Below are 24,540 nucleotides of genomic sequence, written 5' to 3'. Positions count from 1 at the left end.
GGAACCCGTTGAACAGCAGCAAGCACACCGAACTGGCGAACAACGCCTGGTCGGTCGCCGATCTCCTGCGCGGTGACTACAAGCAGTCCGACTACGGCAAGGTGATCCTGCCGTTCACTGTGCTGCGCCGGCTGGAGTGTGTCCTGGAGCCGACCCGGCCGAAGGTGCAGGAGACCCATGAGCGGTTCGCCGGCCAGGACGTCGACGTGGCCCGCTTCCTGCGCCGCGCCGCCGGCCACAGCTTCTACAACACCAGCCGCTACACCCTGAAGTCGATCGCCAACGACTCCAGCCAGGCCGCCAAGCACCTGCTCGCCTACATCGGAGCGTTCTCCGAGAACGCACAGGAGGTGCTGCACCGCTACGAGTTCCCGCAGCAGATCCGCCGGCTCGACAGCGCGAACCTGCTCTACAAGGTGATCGCGCGCTTCGCGGATCTGGACCTGCGGCCGGTGGAGCTGGACGAGCACGGCCAGGTGGTCACGGACGACCGCGGGCGACCCAAGGTCGTCGTCTCCAACCACCAGATGGGGTACGTCTTCGAGGAGCTGATCCGACGTTTCGCGGAACAGTCGAACGAGACCGCCGGTGAGCACTTCACCCCGCGCGAGGTCATCGAGCTGATGGTGAACCTGCTGGTCGCTCCCGATGACGACGCGTTGAGCGTCCCCGGCGTGGTGCGTACCGTGATGGACCCGGCCTGCGGCACCGGCGGCATGCTGAGCGCGGCCGAGGAGCACATCACCAGTCTGAACAAGTCGGCCACCGTGCAGGTCTTCGGGCAGGAGCTCAATCCGGAGTCCTGGGCGATCTGCCGGTCCGACATGATGATCAAAGGCCAGGACCCGGAGAACATCAAGTTCGGCAACTCGTTCAGCGACGACGGCCACCGCGGCGAACGCTTCGACTACCTGCTGGCCAACCCACCGTTCGGGGTGGAGTGGAAGAAGGTCAAGGACGAGGTCGAGCAGGAGCACGAAACACTCGGCGACGACGGTCGCTTCGGTGCCGGCCTGCCCCGCATCAACGACGGCTCGCTGCTCTTCCTCCAGCACATGATTTCAAAAATGAAACCGGTCACCGCCGACGGCAAGGGCGGCAGCCGGGTCGCCATCGTCTTCAACGGCTCGCCGCTCTTCACCGGCGCCGCCGACTCCGGCGAGTCGCGGATCCGCCGGTGGATCCTGGAGAACGACTGGCTGGAGGGGATTGTCGCCCTGCCCGACCAGCTCTTCTACAACACCGGCATCTCGACGTACTTCTGGATCCTCACCAACCGCAAGTCGCCGGACCACGTCGGCAAGGTGATCCTGCTGGACGCCCGCGACCAGTTCGCCAAGATGCGCAAGTCCCTCGGCGACAAGCGCAAATACCTCACCGACGACCAGATCAGCGAGATCACCCGCCGCTACGCCGAGGCGCTGCACATCGCCGACGACCCCGAGCACCCGCAGCACCAGAAGGTGAAGATCTTCGCCAACGAGGACTTCGGCTACCGCCGGATCACCGTCGAACGCCCCCTCAAGCTCCGCTTCGAAGTCACCGACGAAACCCTGACCCGGGTACGCGACGCCAAGCCGTTCGCCAAGGCCCTCGACGTCGACCTGTTCACCGCCGCACTCAAGCCGCTACTCGGCCGCTCGTGGACCACCAAGCGGGCAGCCTGGGACGCGATCCGCTCGGCGATGGCCGAAGGCGGCGTCCTCTGGCCGACCGGCGCCCCCTTCCAGAAGGCGCTCCGCGAGGTCATCGGCGTCCGCGACCCCGACGGCGAAGTCCAACTCGTCAAGGGCGACCCCGAACCCGACCCCGACCTACGCGACTACGAGAACGTGCCCCTACACGAGGACATCGAGGAATACCTCCGCCGCGAAGTCCTCCCCCACGTCCCCGACGCCTGGATCGACCACACCAAAACCAAAATCGGGTACGAAATCCCCTTCACCCGCCACTTCTACGTCTACAAGCCACCACGCCCCCTCGCCGAGATCGACGCCGAGTTGAAGGCGCTGGAGGCAGAGATCCAGGCACTACTGGGCGAGGTGACGGGGTGACGAAAATCAGCACTTGGCCCATCCGTCGCGCAAGGTTCGCCTTCATTCGACGCGATATACGAGGAGTAGAGGCACCGCTGGCATCCGCAACGAAAGATGGAGTTTTTCTGCGGACGGAACTCGAGTTCTCAGTTTGGAACCCCGGATCTGATATATCAAACTACAAGCTGGTCGAGTCGGACGACTTTGTTATTGGACTCCGGTCGTTCCAGCACGGGATATCCCACTCAACCGTAAAGGGAATCGTCAGCCCTGCCTACACCGTTCTTCGAGCAGCACCCGAAATCGACCCGCACTACTACAAGTATTACTTCCGATCAAGCTTTCTAATCTCACAACTGGCAAACATCACTCAAGGTATCCGACAGGGCCAAGCAATCGACATTGACGCCTTCCGGAATCTCGACATTCCCGTTCCACCCCTGCACGAACAGCGGCGTATCGCCGACTTTCTCGACGCCGAAACCGCCCGCATCGACACACTGGTTCGGCGACGCGTTCAGATGCGAGGACTGTTGACGCTCAAGCGGGAGAGGAGCATTGAGGACGAGCTCGGGATCGCCGATGGCACAGCGCCTCTAGTGCCGCTGAAATACCTCGCGACCGAAATCACGGTTGGCATTGTAATTACGCCTGCCAAGTGGTACGTCGAAGCCGGGGGAACGCCAGCGCTCCGGGGAATTAATGTCAAACCAGCACAGATTAGCCTTGAGAACCTGGTCGAGATCAGCAAAGAGGGAGAGCGGGAGAATCAGAAGTCACGCCTGGAAGCTGGTGACGTTGTAGTCGTTCGAACCGGCCAGGCGGGCGCTGCGGCGGTTGTTCCACGAGAGTTGGACGGAGCGAACTGCATCGATCTTATTCTAATCCGGCCCGGCCCCGACCTGTCACCGAGGTTCGTCGAGTATGTACTGAACTCGGACTACGCCCGCGAACGCGTTGCCGAACATGCGGTCGGCAGCATTCAGGCGCATTTCAACGTCGGCGCAATGAAAGAAATCCCCTTCCCGGCCATCTCTCGAACAAAGCAGGACCAAGTGGTAGCAACTCTTGACGAGCAGATCGGGAGAATCGATAACCTGCTGGCACGACTCCTTCAGCAGGAGACACTGCTTGCCGAGCGGCGGCAGGCGTTGATTACGGCGGCGGTTACGGGGCAGGTTGATGTGTCCACCGCAAGCGGGCGTGGAGTTGCAGAGGGGGTTTCGCCATGACAATCTGCCGATTCCCCGGCATACCCGTCGCTGCGCCACAGGAGAGGCGTTGAAGTGTTATGACCAGCAGTGCGCCTGACCACCCAGTTCCGTTCATCCGCCGGCTGCGGATCGAGAACTACAAGTCAATCGGGTACTGCGACGTGACCCTAGGCCCGTTCGCTGTCCTTCTCGGGTTGAACGCCGCCGGCAAGTCGAACTTCCTCGATGCGCTGCGTTACGTCCGGGATGCGGCGACGCATGGACTCAGCCGCTCCACTGAGGCGCGCGGCGGCTTGAACGAGCTGCTACGCCGCACGCCCGAGCCGACCGACCATGCCACCATCGCCCTGGAGTGCCATATCCCATCGCCGCAATCTGACGGTGCTCTCTGGGAGGTCCGGTACGAGTTGACCGTGGGCCATTCTCACGCCAGAGAGACCGGCGTCCATGTAAGGCGGGAGGAGTGCATAATCGGTCCGCCCGGCGGTCCACCACAGGCCCGGTTTCTGGTCAGGGACATGGAGGTGGAGGATTCGGTCAACACTCGCCATCGAAGGCTGACCCGTGGTGGCCCGTATCTGGGCCTAGTCCGTCTCACTGAGCCGTACGCGCAGTTCTACGACGCGTTGAGCAGCATGTTCTTCTACGAGCCGGACCTGACCGTGTTACGCGATGCTCGTCCAGCCACTCAAGTCGGTGTGCTCGGTGAGAACGGCAGTGACGTCGGTAGCGTGCTGGCCCAACTAGGCGATTGGGAGCGGGAGCGCATCTCTGCTTACGCAGCCGCGATCGTGCCGCACCTGACTGCGATCGGGCCAACCGCGCCCGATCAGAATTACGTGGCCGCCCAGATGACCACCGCCACCGGCCCCAACGGCACGGAGCAGAGCTTCCGAGCGGAGTCGCTGTCTGAGGGAACCATCCGTGCGGTCGGCCTACTCACCGCCCTATTCCAGCCGCCCGCACGGGACGGCCGGATCCCGCTCGTGGCCCTGGAGGAACCGGAGCTCGCCCTGCACCCGATGGCCGCGGGTGTGGTCTTCGACGCGTTGACCGAGGCCAGCACCTGGACTCAGGTCATCGCGACCAGCCAGAGCGCCGAACTTTTCGACCGGAAGGAGGCCGACCTGTCTGCGGTCCTCGTTGCCGCCGCCGACAACGGCGTGACCACCATCGGCCCCATCGATCCGGTGAGCCGATCCATCGTGTCGGACGGGCTGGCCACAATGGGAGAGCTGCTGCGCTCCGACCAGTTGCGGCCGGTCAGCACAACGGATGAGCCCGGCGAGGAGTCGCACCAACGATGACGGCCCAACGGGTGACCATCGCGTCAGTGGTCGAGGGTGAGGGCGAGCTGACGGCACTACCGGTCGTATTGCGGCGGATGATGTCCGACATGATGATCTGGGATGCGGATATCCAGCGCCCCTTCCTGACGAATCGCAGCAAGCTCGTGAAGCGTGGCGGTCTTGAGGCGGCGGTAGAGAGCCTTGCCCGCCGGCTGCCACCGACCGCTCCCGGCGGAATCCTTGTCGTCATCGATGCCGACGACGACTGCCCGGCGAGCCTGGGACCTGAGCTACTTCAACGGGCACAGGCCGTACGACCGGACCGGCGCACCGCCGTTGTCCTGGCGAATCGAGAGTTCGAGGCATGGTTTCTCGCGGCCGCACCGTCGTTGGCTGGCCGGGCTGGGCTCCCCGCGGGCATCCCCGTCCCCGACGACAGCGAGCGGCCACGAGACTGCAAGGGCTGGCTCAGTCATCACCGGAACGACGGCGGAAGCTATCGGCCTCGAGTCGATCAGCCTGCCTTGGCCGCCGCATTCGATCTGTCCATGGCTCGTTACAACGCGCCCTCCTTCGACAAGTTCTGCCGTGACGTCAACTACCTGGTGACCGGCAAACGGGAGTAACCGACTGTCGGCACGGTCGGGCTGCCGCTTCCGCCTTGGCCCTACAAACGGGGCTGCGGAAGCGGATTCACGTTGGATAGTGTCTGCATCGCTACCAGAAGTGAAGTATCCCAGCGTCCCGCGCAGTGACCGGAAGGACGGCATGGCCAGCATCGAGCAAGTCAAAGCCGAACTTGCCCAGGCAGCCGAGCAGTGCAACGCGACGACGAACCAGATCCGAGCCGCCATCGACGGGACCGAGCAGGTGCTCTCCCGCCTTCGCGCGGTCGCGGCCGGGACCGGACATCCCACGATCTCGGAGGCGATCAGCCGAACCGAGCAGAGCAAGCAACGGCTGATCGAGGCGGCGACGGTCCTTCAGGGCAGCGCCCAGGCGGCCCGGCAATACATCAGCATCCTTGGCTGACCCGTGAGCATCGGTGAGGTCAAGGCCGCCCTCGGAGAGGCCAACTACCTGCTTGAGCAGAGCAAGACGACGATCGAAGGGGTCGGCACGACCCTCGACGAGGTCTCCACGCTCGTGCTCGCCACCCTGCACGACAGCCAGCGGACCGAGGCACAACAGGCCCGCAAGGCCATCGCCGACGCCGTACGCGAAGTGAAACTGGCCCTCCGGGCCATCGCCGCCGCCGAAGAGAGCGGCAACGCGTACCGGGAAGTGCTGGGATGAGCAGCCTGCTCGCCCAGGTCATCGCCCAACTCAAGTCCGCTATGGACCAACTGGACGAAATCGCGGTCCGCGCCACCCGCGCGGCAACAGACGTCGCCGAGGCGAACACCCGGTACGTGGCGGCTGGCAGGGGTTCCGATCATCCGACGCTCCGCGCGGCGGTGACCAACAGCCGCACCGGCACTGACAAGGCACACCGGTTGGCCCGGCTCAGCAGCGAAGCTGCCCGGAATGTCAGCGCGTACCTCAATGCCATCGCCCCGGGCTCGGCACCTCAAGCAGCTGCCGAATCGGGGTCACCGTCTGGCGAAGAACTCGTCGCCGACAGCGACCGACGCGCCCGAGCCCGTGCGAGTTCGGGAGGATTCCTCAATAGCTGGGCACGACGCGCCGACGATGTGCAGGACGTAGCGTCATCGACGACCGGGACACTTCAAGAGTGGGCGAAGGCCCTTCGCGATTCCAACGGTCCCGCCGGCACCCAATCAGCCGGCACAGGAACCCCGCCTACCCCGGCACCCACACCACGGCAGAAGATAGACGGGGCAGAGGCCGCAGGAAACCTTGTCGTGGTCGGTCTGCTGGCTGGCGTGGCAACTCAGCGCGCCGCCAGGTTGATCCGCAAATGGAGAGCGAGGAGACAACAGAGGTGAAGGAACAACCGCTCGGCGACCTGATCCGGGCTCTAGCCAAGGCTGACTGGGATGCTGTCGACACGCTGGTGGTCGAAATCGGTCAGCACGGTATGGCGAACAGCCTGCAGATCATCGGGGCCGCCTTCGCCCTCGCAGCCAACCGACGCTTCGGCCCTGGCACCACCCCTACCGAGGTGGCTCACTGGGTAGCGGGGCTCCGCGCTACATACCGAGGACAAGAGCCTTTCCCCGCCCTCGAAATGGAGGGTCTCATCCGAGCCGCCCTCGGCGAACCGGAGCTGGTCGACACCATCGCCCCCAAAACCGCGCTCGGTGCCGAACTCTTCATGCTCGGACAGATACTTCTGGAAGAGAACCTCAGCGCAACGGAACTCGACGAGCTCGTTACCGACGCGGAGGAACTCGCGGCCGAGCACCTGTAGGCACCAGTCGTCCGGTAGCAGCGACCCCAGCAGCCCGACGACCGCTTCGGCGGCGGCGAAGCTCAGCGTCCCGGGCGGTGCGGGTCTCCGGAAGCCGATTCAGCCGCGAATTCGCCGGCCTTGATGCCACCGATGAAGCCGGTCCACTGACCGGAGCTGAACCTCAGCACCGGCCCCTGCTGATCTTTGCTGTCGCGGACCTGCGTGGCGTGGTTGGCGTACCGGGCCTCAACGCACGCGCCGTTGCCGCCGCTGCGGCTGCTGGTGCGCCACCGGTTGTCGAGCGCCTTCATGGCGTCTCCTCGTCCCGAATCCTCTTGATCATCACGGTTGAGGCCGTGGGAGACAGGGCTTCTGCTCGAAGGCTGCTGAATACCCGCATACACCTGTCAACGTCCTCACCTTCAGCGTAGAGGTCGCCGGTCAAGCCCTCGATGTACACCACCCCTGGTCCGTCATCGAAGCTGAGGATGTGGAAGCTCGACACCATCGAGGCATAAGCACCTTCCCGGAACGGGATGACCTGGATGCTCACGTTCCATCGCTTCTGCGCGTCGAGCAGCGCCGATAGCTGCTCTCGCATCACCTCGGTGCCACCGATCTGCCGGCGCAGGACCGCCTCATCGATCACGGCAACCAGGCGTAGCTTCTCCTCGGTGAGCAGCTTCTGCCGCTCCGTGCGCACCGCGATCCGCTCCTCTGTCGCCTGCGGCGTGGGCTGGGATGCGTCGGCGCTGATGACCGTTCGGGCGTAGTCAACGGTCTGCAACAGGCCGGGCACGACAAGGGTCTCGAAGTTCTCGATCACGGATGCTGCGGACTCAAGTCCGATGTACTGCCGGTAGGAGTTGGGCAAGTCGCTGTACTTCGCCCACCAGCCGCGCTGCTTACCCGTTCGAGCCATCGATCGCAACGTCTCGCGCAGCTCGACATCGGCCACTCCGTAGCGGTCGAGCAGCGCGTTCAGCGCCGGCCCCTTCAAGCCGACCCTGCCCTGCTCGATCCTGCGCAAGGTGCTCGGCGACACCTCGATGAGTGCGGCTGCCTGCTCGGTGGTCACGCCAGCTTTCTCGCGCGCTCGCTTCAGCTGCGTACCGAGTTGAAACCGAACGAAGGTTGGGCTCTCCACGCTCGCATTCTCCGTCTTCCAGTGCGCCTGGCATCGACCATACGCGCCAGCACTACATGACGCCATGTAGTTGACTCCGCAAATTTGCGCGCGCAAAATGGGTGCGCATTCACTGCTGGGTCACTGATCGATCAGCGCACGGAGAAGCCCTCAGACCGGCCATCCGACCAAGACCTCCGTTGTGAGGGCTTGCCAGAACCCCGAAGGGATCTGAGATGCACTGTCCTCCCCCGTACACGGCGTTGGCTCAGCGTGCTGGCGCTTACCGCGACACGCCGCAAGCCCCGATGCGTCGCTCCTGGTCGTCTCCCGTCCGCCCGCCGGCTCCGAGTGGTCGCGAGCCATCGCGGACTCATTCTCGGCTGTCGGTCTCGATGGAAGGTGAGCGGTTGTGGTTGTCGAGCTGACGATGATGATCCTCAGTGCTGTGCTGCTGGGGTTCGTGGCTGGGCTGTTCGCGTTTCGGGTGAAGTCGCGGTGGTGTCCGCGTTGTGGGGAGTCGACCCACGTCATGCCGCCGGTGGAGGGACCGCGATGAACCACCGGCGCGACCACAACTCCGTACCCATCGGGCGGCGGGTCGCCGAGTTCCGGACCCGCCGGGGTATGAGCCAGCAGGCGTTCGCCGATCGGATCGGCAAGTCGAAAAGTTGGGTCGACAAGATCGAGCGAGGCGTACGTCGACTCGACCGTTACTCGGTCATCCGGGAGATCGCCGACGTGTTGCGGCTCGACCCGGAGATGCTGCTCGGTCCCCGCCGGCCGTCACCGACCGCACCCCGCCTGGACGGCGTCGACGGGGTCCGCGCCGCCCTCGCCCGCTACCACCACCGACCTGAACGGGCCGGCACCGCGCAACAGGTCAGCCGGCAGGTCGGCTACGCCTGGATGACCTACCAGCACGCCCGCTACCCGCAACTGCTCGACGCCCTACCCGGGCTGCTCGACAGCACCCACGGCACCCGCAGCCTGCTCGTGTCGACCTACCGGATCACCGCCGCCGTACTGATCAAACTCGACCATGCCGAACTCGCGTGGCTCGCTGCCGATCGGGCCGTCACCGCCGCCGGCAGCCCCACCCTCACCGCCACCGCCAGCATCGCGGTGACGCAGGCGCTGCGCGCGCTCGGGCACCACCCCCTCGCGCTCACCGCGGCCCTCAGCGCCGCTGACACCGTGGACGACCACACCGTACGCGGCACCCTGTTCGCCCAGGCCGGGCTCGCCGCCGCCGGCTCCGGTGATCGCCGCAACGCCCTCGACCTGCTAGACCACGCCGCCGACCTCGCCGACCGGCACCCCCGCGACGCCGACCGGCACCACACCGGCTTCGGACCGGTCGCAGTCCAGATCGCCCGTTTCCTCGCCGCCCACCACCTCGGCGACACCACCGACGCCATCCAACGACACGAACATGCCATCCGCAGCCACGAATGGCGACGCCTGCCGCCCGAACACCGCGCCGCCCACCTCCTCGACGCCGCCCGCGCCTACCTCGACACCGGCGACCCCACCCAGGCCGGACAAGCCCTGCTGCACGCCGACAGCGTCGCGCCCGCCGAGGTCCGCAGCCGACCTGTCGCCCGTACCCTCCTCGCCCAGGTCGTCCAGCGTGGACCGGCAGCGGCCGACGTCGCGCGACTCGCCACCATCGTCGGCCTGACCCGCCAACCCTGACCCGCACGACCGCCGATCGCGGCGCTCCACACACCCATTCGATGAGGCACTCGACATGAACGAACAACCACTGAGCGACATGATCCGGGCCATGGCCCGAACCGACTGGGACGGCGTCGACGCCATTCTTGAGGAGATCCGCCGTAGCGACCGACTCGGCAACCCCCTGATCATCGGTGGGGCGTTCGCGCTCGCCGTCAACATGCACTTTCCCCCGGGCACCACCCCGAACGATGTGGCCGCCTGGGTCAGCGCCACCCGCCTCCGGTACAACGACCGCGACACCCTGCCGGCCCTGGAGATGGAAGGGCTCATCCGCGCCGCCCTCGGTGAACCGGAACTGGTCGACAACATCCCCGCCGAAACCGCGCTCGGAGTCGAGGTGTTCATTCTCGGACAGCTACTCATGGACGCGCACCTGAGCGCCGCGGAAGTCGACGAGTTGGTGGCTGACGCGGAGGAACTCGCCGCCGAGTACCGCGCCCGCCTTCGCCGGCTTGACCCGACGTTGACGGAACTTGATCGTGGCATGACGCCCGATGGCTGCACGAATATGTCCAGGGCCACCGTGACGCCCTGGCGTACCGTGCTGTGGTCGAAAGGTGACTGTTCGGTACGTCCGCTTCTCAGTAGGCTCCGACGGATGGATCAGGGTGAGCGCCCCGATCCGTTGGTGGGGGAGGCGACGTGGCGGTGCATCACGAGTCGGCGTTCGGGGACGCGATCGTCGCGGCGCTACTCGCCAACGGATGGGAAGAGGGCGACCGAGACGACTACCGTCCTGAGCTCGGCCTCGACAGCGGCCAACTTTTTACCTTCGTCGGCGCGACCCAGGCCGAGGAGTGGACAGAGCTGATAACCCGCTGTGGCGGTGACCAGGTGTCGGCCCAGCGGGAGTTCGTCAAGCGGCTCGATCGGGCGATCGCGGAGGACGGACTGCTCGACGTACTCCGCAAGGGGTTCAAGATTCACGGTCTGCGGTTCCGGGTGGCGTACTTCAAGCCATCCTTCATGGAGTCCGAAGCGATCCTGGCCGACTACCGCCGCAACCGACTCACAGTGGTGCGGGAGTTGGCGTACGCGACCAAGCAGGCCGACCGGGGCAACCGGCTCGACCTGACGCTCTTCCTCAACGGCATCCCGGTGGCCACGGCCGAGCTGAAGAACCCGCTCACCGGCTCCGGCGTGGTGCACGCCAAGGAGCAGTACCGCAAGGAGCGTGACCCCACTGAGCTGATCTTCTCCCGCCGGGTGGTGGCGAACTTCGCCGTCGACCCGGACCTGGTCTTCGTCACCACCCAGTTGCGGGGCAAGCCGACCACGTTCCTGCCGTTCAACACCGGTAGCGCCGGGCCGGGCCGCCCCGGCGGCGAGGGCAACCCGCCGGCCACCGAGTACGGCACATACGCCGCCTCCTACCTGTGGGAGCAGATCTGGCAGCCGGACAACTGGCTCGACCTGCTGGAACGCTTCGTCCACCTGCACCAGGAGAAGGGCGCGGGTGGTCGTACCCGCAAGACTTTGATCTTCCCCCGTTATCACCAGTGGCATGCGGTGAAGCGGCTGACCGCGCACGCCGCCCGGCACGGCGCCGGGCACAACTACCTGGTGATGGCCTCGGCCGGCTCGGGCAAGTCGAACACCATCGCCTGGCTCGCGCACCGGCTGTCGTCGCTGCACACCCCGAACGACCCGGCGGCGCTCGACCCGGACGCGCTCGCCGCCGGCGTCAAACCCGGCAGCCCGGTCTTCGACAAGGTCCTCATCATCACCGACCGCCGGAACCTGGACTCCCAGCTGCGGGACACCGTCGGCAGCTTCGAGCAGACCGCTGGGCTCGTCGTGAAGATCGACGAGCGGTACGGCGCGAAGTCGGAGCAACTCGCCAAGGCGCTCTCCCAGGAGACCGGCAAAATCCTCACGGTCACCCTGGCCACGTTCCCGGCCCTCGTGGATTACCTCAAGCGGAGCCCGACCGAGATCCGGGGCAGCCGATTCGCGATCGTCGTGGACGAGGCTCATTCGTCGCAGTCCGGCGAGGCTGCCACCGATGTGCGGCGGGTGCTCCGCGACCTCGGCCTCGACGCCGACTCCGACGACGCCGGCGCGATAAGCGCCGCCGGGCCACAGACCGCCGAGGAGAAGCTCGCCGCCAGCGCCCGCAGGCGGCAGCGCAGCGCCAACCTCTCCTACTTCGCCTTCACCGCCACACCGAAGCACAAGACCCTCGAAGACTTCGGCACTCTCGGCGAGGACGGCAAGTACCACCCGTTCCACACCTACTCGATGCGGCAGGCCATCGATGAGGGCTTCATCCTCGATCCGCTGCGCAATTACGTCACCTACGACACGTACTGGAAGCTGGTAAACGAAAACCCGGACGAGCGGGAGGTCGACTCCTCCAAGGCCAACAAGGAGCTCGCTCGGTACGCGCTGACCCACGACTCCACAGTGGCTCAGCACGCGCAGATCATCGTCGAGCATTTCCGGGCCCACACCGCCGGCCGGCTCGGCGGGCGGGCCAAGGCGATGGTCGTCACCGCCTCCCGGTTGAGCGCCGTGCAAATGTCTCGGGCGATCAAGCGGTACCTCGACGACCGCGACTACCCCGACCCGGGCGTGCTTGTTGCATTCTCCGGCACGTTGACGTATGAGGGCGAGGAGGTCACCGAGTCGAAGGAGAACGGCGGCCTGGCCGAGAGCGCCCTGCCGAAGGCGTTCGGCTACACCCGGGCCGACGACAAGTCCGCCCGCGCCGGCACCGCCGCCGGACAGCGCGAATACCGCATCCTGGTGGTCGCGGAGAAATACCAGACCGGCTTCGACCAACCGCTACTCACCACCATGTACGTCAACAAGAAGCTCTCCGGTGTCTCCGCCGTGCAGACGCTGTCCCGGATCAACCGGACCGCCGACCGCAAGAGCCAGGGCGACCTGGCGGTGCTGGACTTCTGCAACGACGCCGAGGAGATCAAGGAGGCGTTCCGGCCGTACTTCGAAAAAGCCGAGACCCTCCCCTCGGACCCCAACCTGCTCTACACCGCGCAGAGCCGGGTCATGTCCGCCCACCTGCTGGTCGAGGCGGAGATGCAGGAGTTCGTCGAGGCCTACCTGGCCGCCGAGGAGCAGGCCGGCGGCAACACGGTGAAGTGGGAGAAGCTGCACGCCGAGCTGTACCGGCACCTTCAGCCCGCCGTCGACCGTTTCGCGGAGTTGCTGGCGGACGAGGACGGCTGGGAAGACGCCGAGAAGTTCCGCGCCGACCTCGTCGACTACGTTCGCAAGTACGGCTTCCTCGCCCAGATCGTGCCCTACGCCGACGCGGAGCTGGAACGGCTCTACCTCTACGGCCGGCACCTGCTCAACCGGCTGCCCCGGCGCGGCGACGGCGGCGTCGACATCGGCGAGGTCGACCTCAGCCACCTGCGGGTGGAGAAGACCGGCGAGCACGACATCAGCCTCAACCCTGAGGGCGCCGCCGAGATGAAAGGCTTCGGCGACGGCTCCGGTGGAGCCAACGAGCCGGAAAAGTCCCTGCTCTCGGCGCTTGTCGAACGGTTCAACGAACGGTTCGGCACCAGCTTCACCGACGACGACATGGTCAAGCCGCTCAACGAGGCGATGGCCGAACCGAAGGTCCGCCAGGCCGCCGTCGCCAACGACGAGGAAAACTTCGGCCACGTCTTCATCCCGGTCTTCGAAGAGAAGATGATGGATCATTTCGAAACCGCCGCAGACCTCGGTCGCCGCTACTTCGGCCCGCAGTCCCAGTCCGACTTCCGCAGCTCGCTCAACCGCAGTGCCCGCAGCGCCGCCTGGCGGCTGATCCGCAGGCAGGAGGGAGTCGTCGACGACGAGGCCGCCTGACCGGCGGCGGTCTTCTGGCCCCTGACAGTCGGGACGAGACGGAGGCAACGTGCGGGCAGAGCCGATCGCGGGCCGGTACGAGCGAGTCGAGGAGATCGGCTCCGGCGGGATGGGACAGGTCTGGCGCGGCTACGACAGCGTCCTCGACCGCGAGGTCGCCATCAAGCTCATCCGCCCCGACGCCGTACACACTCCCGAGCAGGCGGAAGAACTGACCAGGCGGTTCCGCCGCGAGGCCCGCGTCACCGCACGCATCCAACACCACGGCGTCCCCCAGGTGTACGACGCCGTCCTCGACCACTCCTACGACCGGCTCTACCTGGTGATGGAGTTCGTCCGCGGCACCACCCTGCGAGCCTTCATCGACCCACAGCAGCCGCTGCCCGTCACCTGGGCCGCCGCGATCGCCGCGCAGATCTGCACCGTCCTGTCCCACGCCCACGCCATCCCCGTCGTGCACCGTGACCTCAAACCCGACAACGTCCTGGTCACCGCAGACGGAGCGGTCAAGCTCCTCGACTTCGGCATCGCCGCCATCCTGCGCACCGACGTCACCCAGATCACCGCTACCGGCAGCGCCCTCGGCACCCACCACTACATGCCGCCCGAGCAGATCCAAGGCGCACAGATCACACCCCAGAGCGACCTGTACGCCCTCGGCTGCGTCCTGCACGAACTCTTCGCCGGTCAGCGGGTCTTCACCGGTAGCAGCGACTTCGAACTGTGGCGCCAGCACGTCACCGAGCCACCACCACCCCTACGTACGCTCCGCCCCGACGTGCCCGCAGAGATCGAAAAGCTGGTCCTCGATCTGTTGGCAAAGGCCCCCGAGGACCGGCCCCCAGAGGCCTATGACGTCTACGAGCAGCTACTGCCCTTCCTTCCCCTGCCTGGATCGGCCCCGCCCGGATCCGACGCCGCCCACAGCACCATGCCCGACCCGACGCTGGTGTACCGCCGACCCAACGCACCCCGTCGCCGGCCCGAACCCACTCCGGTCGTCCCGACACCACGAAGCGACGCCGCCGCCGACCCTGCGGCGATCCTCCGGACCGGTGTCCGAGACGCCATAAAGGCCGCCGTGGCGCAATCCGACGAACTGCTGGACGACGAACGTTTCACCCAGGCCGCAGAGATCCTTGAACAGGTGATCGGGCCCGCCAGTGCCTTGCTCGGCGCCGAAAGCCCTCGTGTGCTGGTCCTGCGGTCACGACGAGCGGCCATCCTCGTCATCGGTGGGGATTTCCGGCGGGCGCTGCCGGAATTCGACGCCCTCGCCGCCGCCTACGCCCGCACCGCCGGCCCCACCAGCGAAGATGCCCTGGAATGCCTCCGCCAGGCAGCCCACTGCCGGGCCGAACTCGGCCACGCCACCACAGCCCTGCGCCAGTTCCGGCAGGTGCTCAGTCACGTGCGCGCCGCCGCCGGCGACGCCTCCCCCACAGCCCTGGATTTACGCCGCAACATCGGCATGCTGCTGCTTTCCGAAGGAAAGGCCACGGAGGCAGGGGACGAGTTGCGGCCGCTGTACGACGACCTCTGCATCGTCTACGGGCCACAGCATGAGGAGACCCGGGAGGTCGCCGAAGTGCTCGCCCGGCTCCGATTCGCAGCCGACTGATGGGCCTCCCGCGATCGGCTTCTTTGCGCGAGCTTCGTCATCGCCCCGGCGGGTTCACGCGCCGAGATCGGGCCGGTGCCTGAGTTGCCGGCGGGAGTTGATGCCGAGCTTGCGGAAGATGTTGCGCAGGTGGGCGTCGACGGTGCGCGGGCTGATGAACAGCTGAGCGGCCACCTCGCTGGACGTCGCGCCGGCGGCGACCAGCCGGGCGATGTGCAGCTCCTGGATCGTCAGCTGGTCGTACGTGTGTGGTGACCGCTGCCGTGGCCGCTCCCCGGTGGCGCGCAGCTCGACAGCGGCCCGCCGGGCGAACGCGTCCAAGCCCGCCTCGGACAGCAGGTGGTGCGCGGTACGCAGATGCTCCCGGCAGTCCCGCCGGCGCCCCGCGCGCCGCAGCCATTCCCCGTACACGAGGTGGGCTCTGGCCCGGTAGGCCGACAACGGACTCTGCTCCAGGTGCGCGACGGCGGCCCGATAGTGCTCCTCGGAGCCGGTCACCAGCCCGTGGGCGTACGCCGCGATGCCCAGGCCGGTGGCGGTCCCGCTGGCCTCGGCGCGGTCGACAAGCGACTCCAGCGCCGTCGCGGCGGCGGCGGAGTCGCCGCAGCGGACCGCCGCTTCGACCAGTTCGGGCAGGGAGAAGCTGGCGAGGAAGAGGGTTCCGTCCGCGACGGCCCGGCGGGCGGCGGCCAGCGCGGTCGGATAGTCGGCGAGACCGTTGTGCAGCATCGCGGACGCCCAGTCGATGTTGCCGATCAGGAGACCGCTGCCGCTCGTGGTGGCGGTGACTGTGGCGCTCTCGAACAGCGCGAGCGCCTCGGTACGGCGACCGCGCATGGCCGCCAGATGGATCCGGTGGTAGTGCATCGGCGGCCCGCCGATCGCGTCGGCGATCGCCTCCTCCTCGGCGATCGACGCCATCGCCAGCCCGAGGTCGGCGGTGAGCGCGCCGTACGAGGCGGTCTGTGCGAGCCCGAGACGCAGCAGCAGCGGCGAGCCGGACTCGCGGCCGGTCCGCAGCAGCCACTCGACGATGGTCCAGTATCGGTGCGGATCCCAGATCTCCGCCGCGAGCATGAGGGCGAGCGCGGGGTGCTCGGTCCATCCGGGACCGTCGTGACCGTCGAGGAACTGCCGGATCAGCGGGACCGCGCGGCGGTGTTCCGCCGAGTTCAACAGGCTCAACGCATCCAGCACGTCCGGCGGACGCGACGCGGTCGCCCGTACCGACCGCGCCGCGGCCAGCACCAGATCCAGCACGCCGCTGGCCCGGCCGACGAGGAGGCTCATCTCGATCGCGTCCAGGAAGCACCGGCGGGCGCGTTCCGGATCCAGCCCGGCCAGCCGCCGCCCGGCACGGATCATGCACTCCGGGCCGCTCTCGTCCCGGGGGCTCTGGAAGGCGACCTGGCCCCGCAACAGGTCGGCTTGCGCGAGTTGGAACTCGTCGAGCGCGCTGTGCTCGACGGCCCGGACCAGTGTCGCGGCCTGGTCGGGGCGGCCTGCGGCGAGGGTGGCCTGTGCCGCTGCGAGCGTGCGTTCGACCCGGCGGGCGGGGTCCTCGGAAAGCTCGGCCGCGCGTTCCAGGAAGGCCGCCGCGGCCACCACACCGCCGCGCGCCTGGGCGCGGGCGGCCGATCGGACGAGTTCGGCGGCGACAGCGTCGTCGGGGCCGACGCTGGCCTGGGCACGGTGCCAGGCTCGCCGGTCCGGGTCGGTGTCGGCGTTGGTCGCCTCGGCCAGTGCCCGGTGCGCTCGCTGTCGTTGCGGCCCGGATGCGGCCTGGTAGACCGCGGAGCGGGCCAGCGGGTGACAGAAGCGGACGCCGGTGGAGAACTCGACAAGCCCGGTCACGGCCACGCTGGCGCTGGCGGTCGACACGTCGATGCCCGCCAGGCGCGCGGCCGGCCACAGCAGGGCGGGGTCGCCCGTCGGGTCGGCGCTCGCCACGGTCAGCAGGAGACGGGCCTGGTCCGACAGGTCCGACAGCCGGGCCCGGAAGCTGCGCTCGATCCGGGTCGGCACCGGCACGGTGTCCGGCGGCCCGAAGCCGCCTGCCCGGGGCAGTTCGAGCAACGCCAACGGGTTCCCCCGGGCCTCGGCCAGCAGCCGGTGCAGCACCTGCTCGTCGAGGAGAAGGTGCCGTTGCGCCGCGAGCAACATCCGCGCCTCGGCGTCACTCAATCCGGTGACGTCGAGGCCGGGCAGCTCATGCAGTTCGTCCCGGGCGGGCTGCCGCAGTGCGTACAGCATGGCGATGGGCTCGGCGGCCACCCGCCGACCGACGAACGCCAGCGCCTTCGACGACGCCGAGTCCAACCAGTGGGCGTCGTCGACCACGCACAGCAGCGGTCGCACCCGGGCCGCGGCGGCCAGCAGCCCCAGGGTCGCCACCCCGATGTGGAACAGGTCGGGTGTGCCCGCCGCCAGCCCGAACGCCACCCGGAGCGCGTCGGCGTGCCGGGACGGCAGGTCCGCGAGGTGACCGAGCACCGGCACACAGAGCTGATGCAGCGCGCCGAAGGGCAGCTCCTGCTCGAACTGCGCCCCGGACGCCTGGATGACGTGCAGGCCGGACGCCGCGTCGCGGGCGTACGCCAGCAGCGTGCTCTTGCCGATGCCGGCTTCGCCGCGCACCACGAGCGCCCCACCCCGGCCCGACCGGGCGCCCTGGATCAACTCGTCGAGAACCTTGAGTTCGACGTCCCTGCCGACCAGTGGGCCCTGGGAGGCAGCCGCGGATCGCACGCCGGACAGGCTACTCCTGCGGCGCGCGGTGTCGGTTCCGTGCATCCGCGGGCGACTACGCAATTCCCGCCGACGCGGTGCCGAGCCGCGCTGATGAATGCTTTTCCGGTCCACACCTATGTAGTGATCGAGCAGACGGGGAAGCTTCATGACAACCCACACCGACATCGCCGCCGCCCCGGCCGTAGCGGCACCGACGCGCTGGCAGGATCGGACCGGACGGGTCCTGATGGCGATCACGGCAGCCGTCACCCTGGTGCCCTTCGTCGAGGGCCTCACCCGCCTCGGTGACCTCCCCGAAGAGCTGATCCTGACCGAGTACTGGCGGACCTGCGCCTACATCGTCTTCGCCGGGATGTGGGCCATGCTGGCGGTCGCTCCCCGAAAGCAGCGCGGCATGTGGGAACTCCTGCTGTTCCACAAGATCGCGGTCACCGTCCAGGCCGCTTTCATCCTCGACGTCCCCCGCGCGGAGCTGACCCTGATCGCCGACGCGTTCGTCTCGGCGACCACCATCGCCGCCTACCTGCTCTGCCGTGGCTGGCACACCTGGCGCCCCGGGGCGCTGGGGCCCAACGACAACCGCTGAACCAGCAGCCGAGAACCTGCGGAGGAATGCCGTCATGACCAACGCCGTCAACACCAGTACGACCGAGATAGTCCTACCGGGCGTGGTCGAACCGATCGGGCTGCAGGTGCGTACCCGCGAACTGCCCGCGCCGGCTGCGGGACAGGTCGTCCTGCGAGTGGAGGCCACCGGTGTGTCGTTCGCCGAGCAACAGATGCGCCGGGGCAAGTACTACGATCAGCCGCCGTTTCCCTTCGTACCCGGGTATGACCTGGTCGGCACCGTCACGGCCGTCGGACCCGGCGTGGACCCCGGCCTGACCGGACGCCGGTTCGCCGCGGTCACCAAGATCGGTGCGTGGGCCAGCCAGGTACTGATCGAGGCCGCCGACCTGGTCCCGGTGCCGGATGGGGTCTCCCCCGCCGCCGCGGAAACCGTGGTCGTCAACGGAATCACGGCCTGGCAGATGCTGCACCGGCTGGCCAAGGTCCGCGCCGGGGGCGTCATCGTGGTGCTGGGAGCGAACGGCGGCGTCGGCTCCACGCTCGTCCAGCTGGCCCGGCACGCCGGCATCCGCGTGATCGGCACGGCGTCGGCCCGACACCACGACGCGGTACGCGCGCTGGGCGCCACCCCCGTCGACTACCGCGACCCGGGCATGTACCACCGGATCAGGGCGTTGGCGCCGGACGGTGTGGACGCGGTGTTCGACCACGTCGGCGGCCCCGGCGTGGAACAGTCCTGGCAGCTGCTGCGCAAGGGCGGCACGCTGGTGTCCTACGGCACGGCGGCGACGAAGAACGAGGAGGGCAGCTCACGACTGCCGGTGCTGAAGCTCTTCGCGCAGCTGAAGCTCTGGCACACCCTGCCCAACCACCGCAGCGCCTACTTCTACAACTTCTGGGCGGGCCACCGCGACCTGGCGGCCTTCCGGCGCACCCTGGCCGAGGATCTGACCCAGGTGTTCCGGTTGCTCGCCGACGGCGTGCTCGACCCGCAGATCGCCGCGGAGCTCCCCCTGGCCGAGGCCGCGACGGCACTGGCGCTCGCCGAGTCCCGCACCGTCGCCGGCAAGGTCGTCCTGGTGCCCTGATCACGGGTGCCGGTGCTGGCCCGGTGGTACGCCTACCTGCTCGCCCGCGCCGAGGACGACGAACTGACCCATCATCCCGTCGTCCTCGTGCGCGAGCAGGTGACAGTGGTACATGTACGGCATGTTCGGGTCGGTGTGGTCCCGGAAGCGCATCGCCAGCCGGTAACGCCTCCCCTGGACCAGCAGGACGGTGTCCTTCCAGCCGCGCAGATGTGGCTCCGGCGCCCCGCCATCGACGGTCAGCACCTGGAACTGCACGTCGTGGACGTGGAAGTTGTGCAGATACCCGTTGTCGTTGGTCACCTCCCACACCTCCACGGTGCCCTCCCGGACACCGAAGTCGATCCGGTCCATTGCCATCGATCGGCCGTTGATCTGGTTCGACGCGAGCACGAAGGAGCGCTCCTGGGCGACCGCCTCGCCAGCGAGGTCCGGTGCGGCGCCGAGCACGGCGGGAACGGCGGCGTCGCCGGAGAGCGAACCCGCGGCCCGAAACTGGCAGATGTCGAGGCGATCGTCGAAGCCGTCGAGCCGTCCCAGCACACCGCCGTGCGCTGCCGGGTACGAACGCAGCTCGACCCGCTCCCCCGGTTCGAAGGCCACCACGATCTCCGCGCGCTCCCCCGGCGAGAGGTACAGCCGGTCGGTCTGCCACGGCGCGGCGAGCAGCCCACCGTCCGTGGCGATGAGCGAGAAGCGCCGATCGTCGGAGAAGCCGAAGTGGTACAGGCGCGCGGGGGAACCGTTCAACAGCCGCAGTCGCACGAGCCGGGTCGTGACGTCGAAGTACGGCCCGATCGTGCCGTTGACGAGGATCTCGTCACCGATCACCCCCAGCGAACCGGCCAGCGGTTCCCGCTGCGCGAACTGCTGGTCACCGTCGAACGCGCGGTCCTGGACGATCATCGGGACGTCGTCGACACCGTACTCGGACGGCAGGTTCAGCGGCTCGACCTGCTCGTCGTCGACGATGAACAGTCCGGCCAGGCCGCGGTACATGTGCTCGGCCGTCGAACCGTGCAGATGTGGGTGGTACCAGAGCGTCGCGGCGGGTTGGTCGATCGTCCACCGTGGCGTCCAGCTCTGCCCAGCCGCCACCGTCTGGTGCGGACCACCGTCCATCACCGCCGGCAGATGCATGCCATGCCAATGCAGCGAGGTCTCCTCGTCGAGGCCGTTGTGCACCACGAACTCGACGGGCTCGCCGCGCCGGGCCCGGATGGTCGGACCCAGGTACGTGCCGTTCACACCCCACGTGCGGGTGGCTCTGCCGGCTTTGAACCGGGTCTCGCCCGGCTGGATGCCGAGGGTGAAGACCCGGGCTCCCGAGGCACCACGCTGCGACCGGGCCAGGGCGGGAATCGATAACGCCGCGTCGAAGGCGACTTTCCCGACGGTGTCCCGCTTCGCGCCCAGGTAGTAGGCCCCAAAGCCGCCGCCCAGGGCGACCGCGCCCCCGATTCCCCACCCGAATGCCTTCAGCACCGTACGACGTCTCATGAGACAACCATGTCGCGGCAGGCGGTGCCGTCGCCTCGGCGACAACTGCGTAGCTACGAGTCGCCGTCGTCGGTGCCTGCGGCCCTCAGCAGAGGTGATCGGCGACGAGACGCGGCTTCGGTGCCGGGGCACCGGGCGGGGCTTCGGCCGATCGGTGGTCACTCCTCGGTGCGCAGGACGATCTCCAGCTGGTCGGTCTCCGGTTCGGCGCTGACCCAGGTGCCGTCGGTGACGGTCTGCGCGGTGCCGCCGGTGACCGACTCGTGGCCGGTGACGCCGACGAGCACCAGGTGCCAGGGTGCCCGCACCAGGCTGTCGCGAGTCACCCGGATCCGGTCACCGTCTCGGGTGATCTCGAAGACGGCGGCCGGGGCGCCGTCGGTGTCGGGCACGGTGACTACCCGGTGGGTGCCGTCGGCAAGCTGGTACGCCCGCAGGATGACCCCGTCGGCGTACGGGTAGTCGGGTCTGTCGTCGCGGGCACCGACGGGGACGACGGCGCCGGGGCGGACGAGCAGCGGGAGGCTGTCGAAGCCGTGGGTCTCGGTGCGCCAGCCCGGTCCCTCGACGGTCCGGCTGTCCTGCCAGCGGGTCCAGCGTCCGGCGGGAACGTAGTAGGTCACCTCGCCTTCGGCGCTGAGCACCGGGGCGACCAGCAGGTCCGGGCCGAGCAGGTACTGGGCGTCGAGGTAGGCGCAGGCCGGGTCGTCGGGAAACTCCAGCGCCATGGCCCGCATCACCGGCATGCCCTCGGTGTGGGCGGTGACGGCGGCGGCGTAGAGGTAGGGCATCAGCCGGGCCTTCAGCCGGGTGAAGTCGCGCAGCACGTCGACGGATTCCTCGTCGAAGAGCCACGGCACCCGGTAGGAGCGGCTGCCGTGCAGCCGGCTGTGCGAGGAGAGCAGCCCGAAGGCGACCCACCGTTTGAAGACGGCGGGGTCGGGGCGGCCCTCGAAGCCGCCGATGTCGTGGCTCCAGAAGCCGAAGCCGCCCATGCCGAGGGAGAGACCGCCACGCAGGCTCTCCGCCATCGCCTCGTAGGAGGATTCGCAGTCGCCGCCCCAATGCACCGGCAGGCGCTGGCCGCCGACGGTGGCGGCGCGGGCGAAGAGGACCGCGTCGCCGGTGCCCCGTTCCTCCTCCAGCAGGTCGAAGACGAGTTCGTTGTAGAGCAGGCTGTAGTAGTTGTGCATCCGTTCCGGGTCGGAGCCATCGGCCCAGACCACGTCGGTGGGGATCCGCTCGCCGAAGTCGGTCTTGAAGGAGTCGACGCCCATCCGGAGCAGGTCGCGCAGCTTGCCGGCGTACCAGTCGCGGGCCTCGGGGTTGGTGAGGTCGACCAGGGCGCGGCCGGCCTGCCAGTGGTCGTCCTGCCAGATCCGGCCGTCGGGGCGGCGCAGCAGGTAGCCACGCGCGGCGCCCTCGTCGAAGAGGGCGGATGCCTGGCCGATGTACGGGTTGATCCAGACGCAGACCTTGAGGTCGCGCTCGTGCAGCCGGGCGAGCATGCCGGGCGGGTCGGGGAAGGTTTCCGGGTCCCATTCGAAGTCGCACCAGCGGAACTGCCGCATCCAGAAGCAGTCGAAGTGAAAGACGCTCAGTGGGATGTCACGCTCGGCCATGCCGTCGACGAAGGAGGTGACGGTGGCCTCGTCGTAATCGGTGGTGAAGGAGGTGCTCAGCCAGAGCCCGAAGGACCAGGCGGGCGGCAGCGCGGGGCGGCCGGTGAGGGCGGTGTAGCGGCGCAGGATCTCGGCCGGGGTGGGGCCGTGGATGACGAGGTACTCCAGTTCGTGGCCGGAGACGCTGAACTGCACCCGGGTGACGGTTTCGGAGGCGACTTCGAAGGAGACCCGGCCGGGGTGGTTGACGAAGACGCCGTATCCGCGGTTGCTGAGGTAGAACGGGACGTTCTTGTACGCCTGTTCGCTGTTGGTGCCGCCGTCGGCGTTCCAGATCTCGACGGCCTGTCCGTTGCGGACCAGTGGGCCGAAGCGTTCGCCGAGGCCGTAGACGAGTTCGCCGACGCCGAGGTGAAGCTGTTCGACCATGTGGTGGCCGCCGTCGGCGTCGGTCATCGCGCCGAGGGATTTGTGGTCGCTGCGGGTGACTTCCCGGCCGTCGGCGCTGAAGGTGAGCCCCCAGGGTGCGCCGCGGCCGACCCGGACGGTGAGTTCACCGCTGGTCAGGCTGACGTGTTCGTCGTCGACCTGTGCGAGCGGTCCGTCACCGGCCGGGTCGGTGCTGATCGGTGTGCCCTCGGTGGTGAGGGCGAAGGACGGCCCGGCCGGTACGGAGCCGGCGAAGTGGGTGGCCCGGACCCGGACGACGCCGGGCATCGGTGCGGAGAGGTCCACCCGCAGCACCGGCCCGTCCAACGTGTCGCCGCGACGGCCGATCGGCTTGGCCGGGGCGAGCACCCGGATGGCCTGCGCGCCGACGGTGACGTCGTGGGCGGCGGTGGCGTAGCTGCCCCGCACCCCGGGACGCATCTGCCAGTAGCCGTCCTTGAATTTCATTGTCTCCCCGTTCGGTGTTCCACAGTGGGTGACGGTCAGCCCTTCAGTCCCCCGGCGACCAGGTCGAGCCGCCAGAAGCGCTGGAGGAAGAGGAAGAGCGCGAAGATCGGAATGATCGACAGGAGTGCGCCGGTGATCACCAGGGTGTAGAGCGCGGGCTGCGAGGCACCCCGGTTGAGCAGCGAGTAGAGCCCCACGGTGAGCGGGAACCGGTCGTCGTTGGCGAGCATGATGTACGGCAGCAGGAAGTTGTTCCAGATCGAGATGAACTGGAGCAGGAAGACGGTGACCAGTCCGGGCACCATCACCGGCAGCACCACCGACCGGAAGAGCCGGAACTCGCTGGCGCCGTCCATCCGCCCGGCTTCCAGCATCTCGTCGGGGATCGCCGCGCCGGCATAGACCCGGCAGAGGTAGATGCTGTACGGGCTGATGATGCTCGGCAGGATCACCGACCAGTAGCCGCCGGCCAGGCCGATCTCGGACAGCAGCAGGTACTGCGGGATGGCGAGGGTGATCTGCGGGATGAGCACCCCGGCGAGGAGCGCGCCGAAGAGCAGCTTCTGCCCGTGGAACCGGAACTTCGCCATCGCGTAGCCGGCCATCGAGGAGACGATGACGGTCAGCAGCGCCCCGCCGCCGGCGTAGATCAGGCTGTTCAGGGTCCACCACCAGAACCGGCCGTCGGCGTAGGTGCTCAGGGTGCTGATGTTCTCGGTGAAACCGCCGTTGAAGCTGGGCCAGCCGGAGTAGGTGCTGAAGAGTTCGTCGGTGGTCTTGGTGGCGGCGATCAGCACCCAGATCACCGGCAGGACGCAGTAGATCGCGCCGAGGGCGAGCACGAGGGTGGGGACGATCTTGGCCCGGTCCCGGGGTTTCCGAGAGCGGCCCGGCCGGGGGAAGGT

The 24,540-nt window shown here is 67.9% G+C and carries 19 protein-coding genes; 13 read left to right on the top strand and 6 right to left on the bottom strand.

Features of this window, described 5'->3' with window-relative positions; translation table 11 throughout:
* Positions 1-8 precede the first annotated feature (8 nt).
* From C1I93_RS00100 to C1I93_RS00065, 8 genes are all read left to right on the top strand, one after another.
* Complete coding sequence (locus C1I93_RS00100) at positions 9-2,054, top strand: type I restriction-modification system subunit M (RefSeq protein ID WP_111241105.1); 2,046 nt, start codon at positions 9-11, stop codon at positions 2,052-2,054.
* Positions 2,051-3,268 carry a restriction endonuclease subunit S gene (locus tag C1I93_RS00095; RefSeq protein WP_111241104.1) on the top strand — a complete coding sequence of 406 codons (1,218 nt, stop codon included), beginning with the start codon at positions 2,051-2,053 and terminating at the stop codon, positions 3,266-3,268. Before C1I93_RS00100 ends, C1I93_RS00095 begins: the two co-directional genes overlap by 4 nt.
* 59 nt (positions 3,269-3,327) lie before the next feature.
* Complete coding sequence (locus tag C1I93_RS00090) at positions 3,328-4,557, top strand: AAA family ATPase (protein WP_111241103.1); 1,230 nt, start codon at positions 3,328-3,330, stop codon at positions 4,555-4,557.
* Positions 4,554-5,165: a DUF4276 family protein gene (locus C1I93_RS00085; RefSeq protein ID WP_111241102.1), complete on the top strand. Its 612-nt coding sequence runs from the start codon at positions 4,554-4,556 to the stop codon at positions 5,163-5,165. The genes C1I93_RS00090 and C1I93_RS00085 overlap by 4 nt, the downstream gene beginning before the upstream one ends.
* A 142-nt stretch (positions 5,166-5,307) precedes the next feature.
* Entirely contained in the window at positions 5,308-5,571 is a 264-nt protein-coding gene (locus C1I93_RS00080; protein WP_111241176.1) for a hypothetical protein, read from the top strand.
* A 3-nt stretch (positions 5,572-5,574) separates the two neighbouring features.
* Positions 5,575-5,835 carry a hypothetical protein gene (locus C1I93_RS00075; protein WP_111241101.1) on the top strand — a complete coding sequence of 87 codons (261 nt, stop codon included), beginning with the start codon at positions 5,575-5,577 and terminating at the stop codon, positions 5,833-5,835.
* The gene (locus C1I93_RS00070) at positions 5,832-6,488 is read left to right on the top strand and encodes a hypothetical protein (RefSeq protein ID WP_111241100.1); all 657 of its coding nucleotides are present in this window, start codon (positions 5,832-5,834) and stop codon (positions 6,486-6,488) included. Before C1I93_RS00075 ends, C1I93_RS00070 begins: the two co-directional genes overlap by 4 nt.
* Positions 6,461-6,913 carry a hypothetical protein gene (locus C1I93_RS00065; protein WP_111241099.1) on the top strand — a complete coding sequence of 151 codons (453 nt, stop codon included), beginning with the start codon at positions 6,461-6,463 and terminating at the stop codon, positions 6,911-6,913. The genes C1I93_RS00070 and C1I93_RS00065 overlap by 28 nt, the downstream gene beginning before the upstream one ends.
* A 62-nt stretch (positions 6,914-6,975) precedes the next feature.
* On the opposite strand, the gene C1I93_RS00060 is transcribed toward C1I93_RS00065, so the two are convergent.
* Complete coding sequence (locus C1I93_RS00060) at positions 6,976-7,206, bottom strand: DUF397 domain-containing protein (RefSeq protein WP_111241098.1); 231 nt, start codon at positions 7,204-7,206, stop codon at positions 6,976-6,978.
* The gene (locus C1I93_RS00055) at positions 7,203-8,042 is read right to left on the bottom strand and encodes a helix-turn-helix domain-containing protein (protein WP_181444939.1); all 840 of its coding nucleotides are present in this window, start codon (positions 8,040-8,042) and stop codon (positions 7,203-7,205) included. Before C1I93_RS00055 ends, C1I93_RS00060 begins: the two co-directional genes overlap by 4 nt.
* A 534-nt stretch (positions 8,043-8,576) precedes the next feature.
* Here C1I93_RS00055 and C1I93_RS00050 point away from each other — a divergent pair.
* The 3 genes from C1I93_RS00050 to C1I93_RS00035 all read left to right on the top strand — a co-directional run bounded on the left by C1I93_RS00050 (position 8,577) and on the right by C1I93_RS00035 (position 15,207).
* Positions 8,577-9,719 (top strand): helix-turn-helix domain-containing protein, encoded by a 1,143-nt coding sequence (locus C1I93_RS00050; protein WP_111241096.1) that lies wholly within the window; start codon positions 8,577-8,579, stop codon positions 9,717-9,719.
* A gap of 687 nt (positions 9,720-10,406) precedes the next feature.
* Positions 10,407-13,586 (top strand): type I restriction endonuclease subunit R, encoded by a 3,180-nt coding sequence (locus C1I93_RS00040; RefSeq protein ID WP_111241095.1) that lies wholly within the window; start codon positions 10,407-10,409, stop codon positions 13,584-13,586.
* A 49-nt stretch (positions 13,587-13,635) separates the two neighbouring features.
* Positions 13,636-15,207, top strand: coding sequence for a serine/threonine-protein kinase (locus C1I93_RS00035; protein WP_111241094.1), 1,572 nt, complete (start codon positions 13,636-13,638; stop codon positions 15,205-15,207).
* 54 nt (positions 15,208-15,261) lie between these two features.
* Here the strand turns inward: C1I93_RS00035 and C1I93_RS00030 are convergent, their stop codons facing one another.
* On the bottom strand, positions 15,262-17,955 hold the full coding sequence (locus tag C1I93_RS00030) for an AAA family ATPase (protein WP_212808386.1): 2,694 nt from the start codon (positions 17,953-17,955) through the stop codon (positions 15,262-15,264).
* Positions 17,956-18,103: 148 nt separating this feature from the next.
* On the opposite strand from C1I93_RS00030, the gene C1I93_RS00025 reads away from it, so the two are divergent.
* Positions 18,104-18,544 (top strand): hypothetical protein, encoded by a 441-nt coding sequence (locus C1I93_RS00025; RefSeq protein WP_111241092.1) that lies wholly within the window; start codon positions 18,104-18,106, stop codon positions 18,542-18,544.
* 34 nt (positions 18,545-18,578) lie between these two features.
* Complete coding sequence (locus tag C1I93_RS00020) at positions 18,579-19,616, top strand: medium chain dehydrogenase/reductase family protein (RefSeq protein WP_111241091.1); 1,038 nt, start codon at positions 18,579-18,581, stop codon at positions 19,614-19,616.
* Here C1I93_RS00020 and C1I93_RS00015 read toward each other — a convergent pair whose 3' ends face one another.
* From C1I93_RS00015 to C1I93_RS00005, 3 genes are all read right to left on the bottom strand, one after another.
* A complete protein-coding gene (locus tag C1I93_RS00015; protein WP_111241090.1) occupies positions 19,617-21,116 on the bottom strand; it encodes a multicopper oxidase family protein in 1,500 nt (499 codons plus the stop codon). It abuts the gene before it with no gap.
* Between the two features lie 158 nt (positions 21,117-21,274).
* Complete coding sequence (yicI, locus tag C1I93_RS00010) at positions 21,275-23,635, bottom strand: alpha-xylosidase (RefSeq protein ID WP_111241089.1); 2,361 nt, start codon at positions 23,633-23,635, stop codon at positions 21,275-21,277.
* A gap of 35 nt (positions 23,636-23,670) precedes the next feature.
* The coding region (locus tag C1I93_RS00005; RefSeq protein WP_309148188.1) for a carbohydrate ABC transporter permease at positions 23,671-24,540 on the bottom strand (870 nt) is incomplete at its 5' end.

It is taken from the genome of Micromonospora endophytica, assembly GCF_003236305.1.
Taxonomy (GTDB): Bacteria; Actinomycetota; Actinomycetes; order Mycobacteriales; family Micromonosporaceae; genus Micromonospora; species Micromonospora endophytica.
This window is presented reverse-complemented; position numbering and strand designations above follow the sequence as displayed.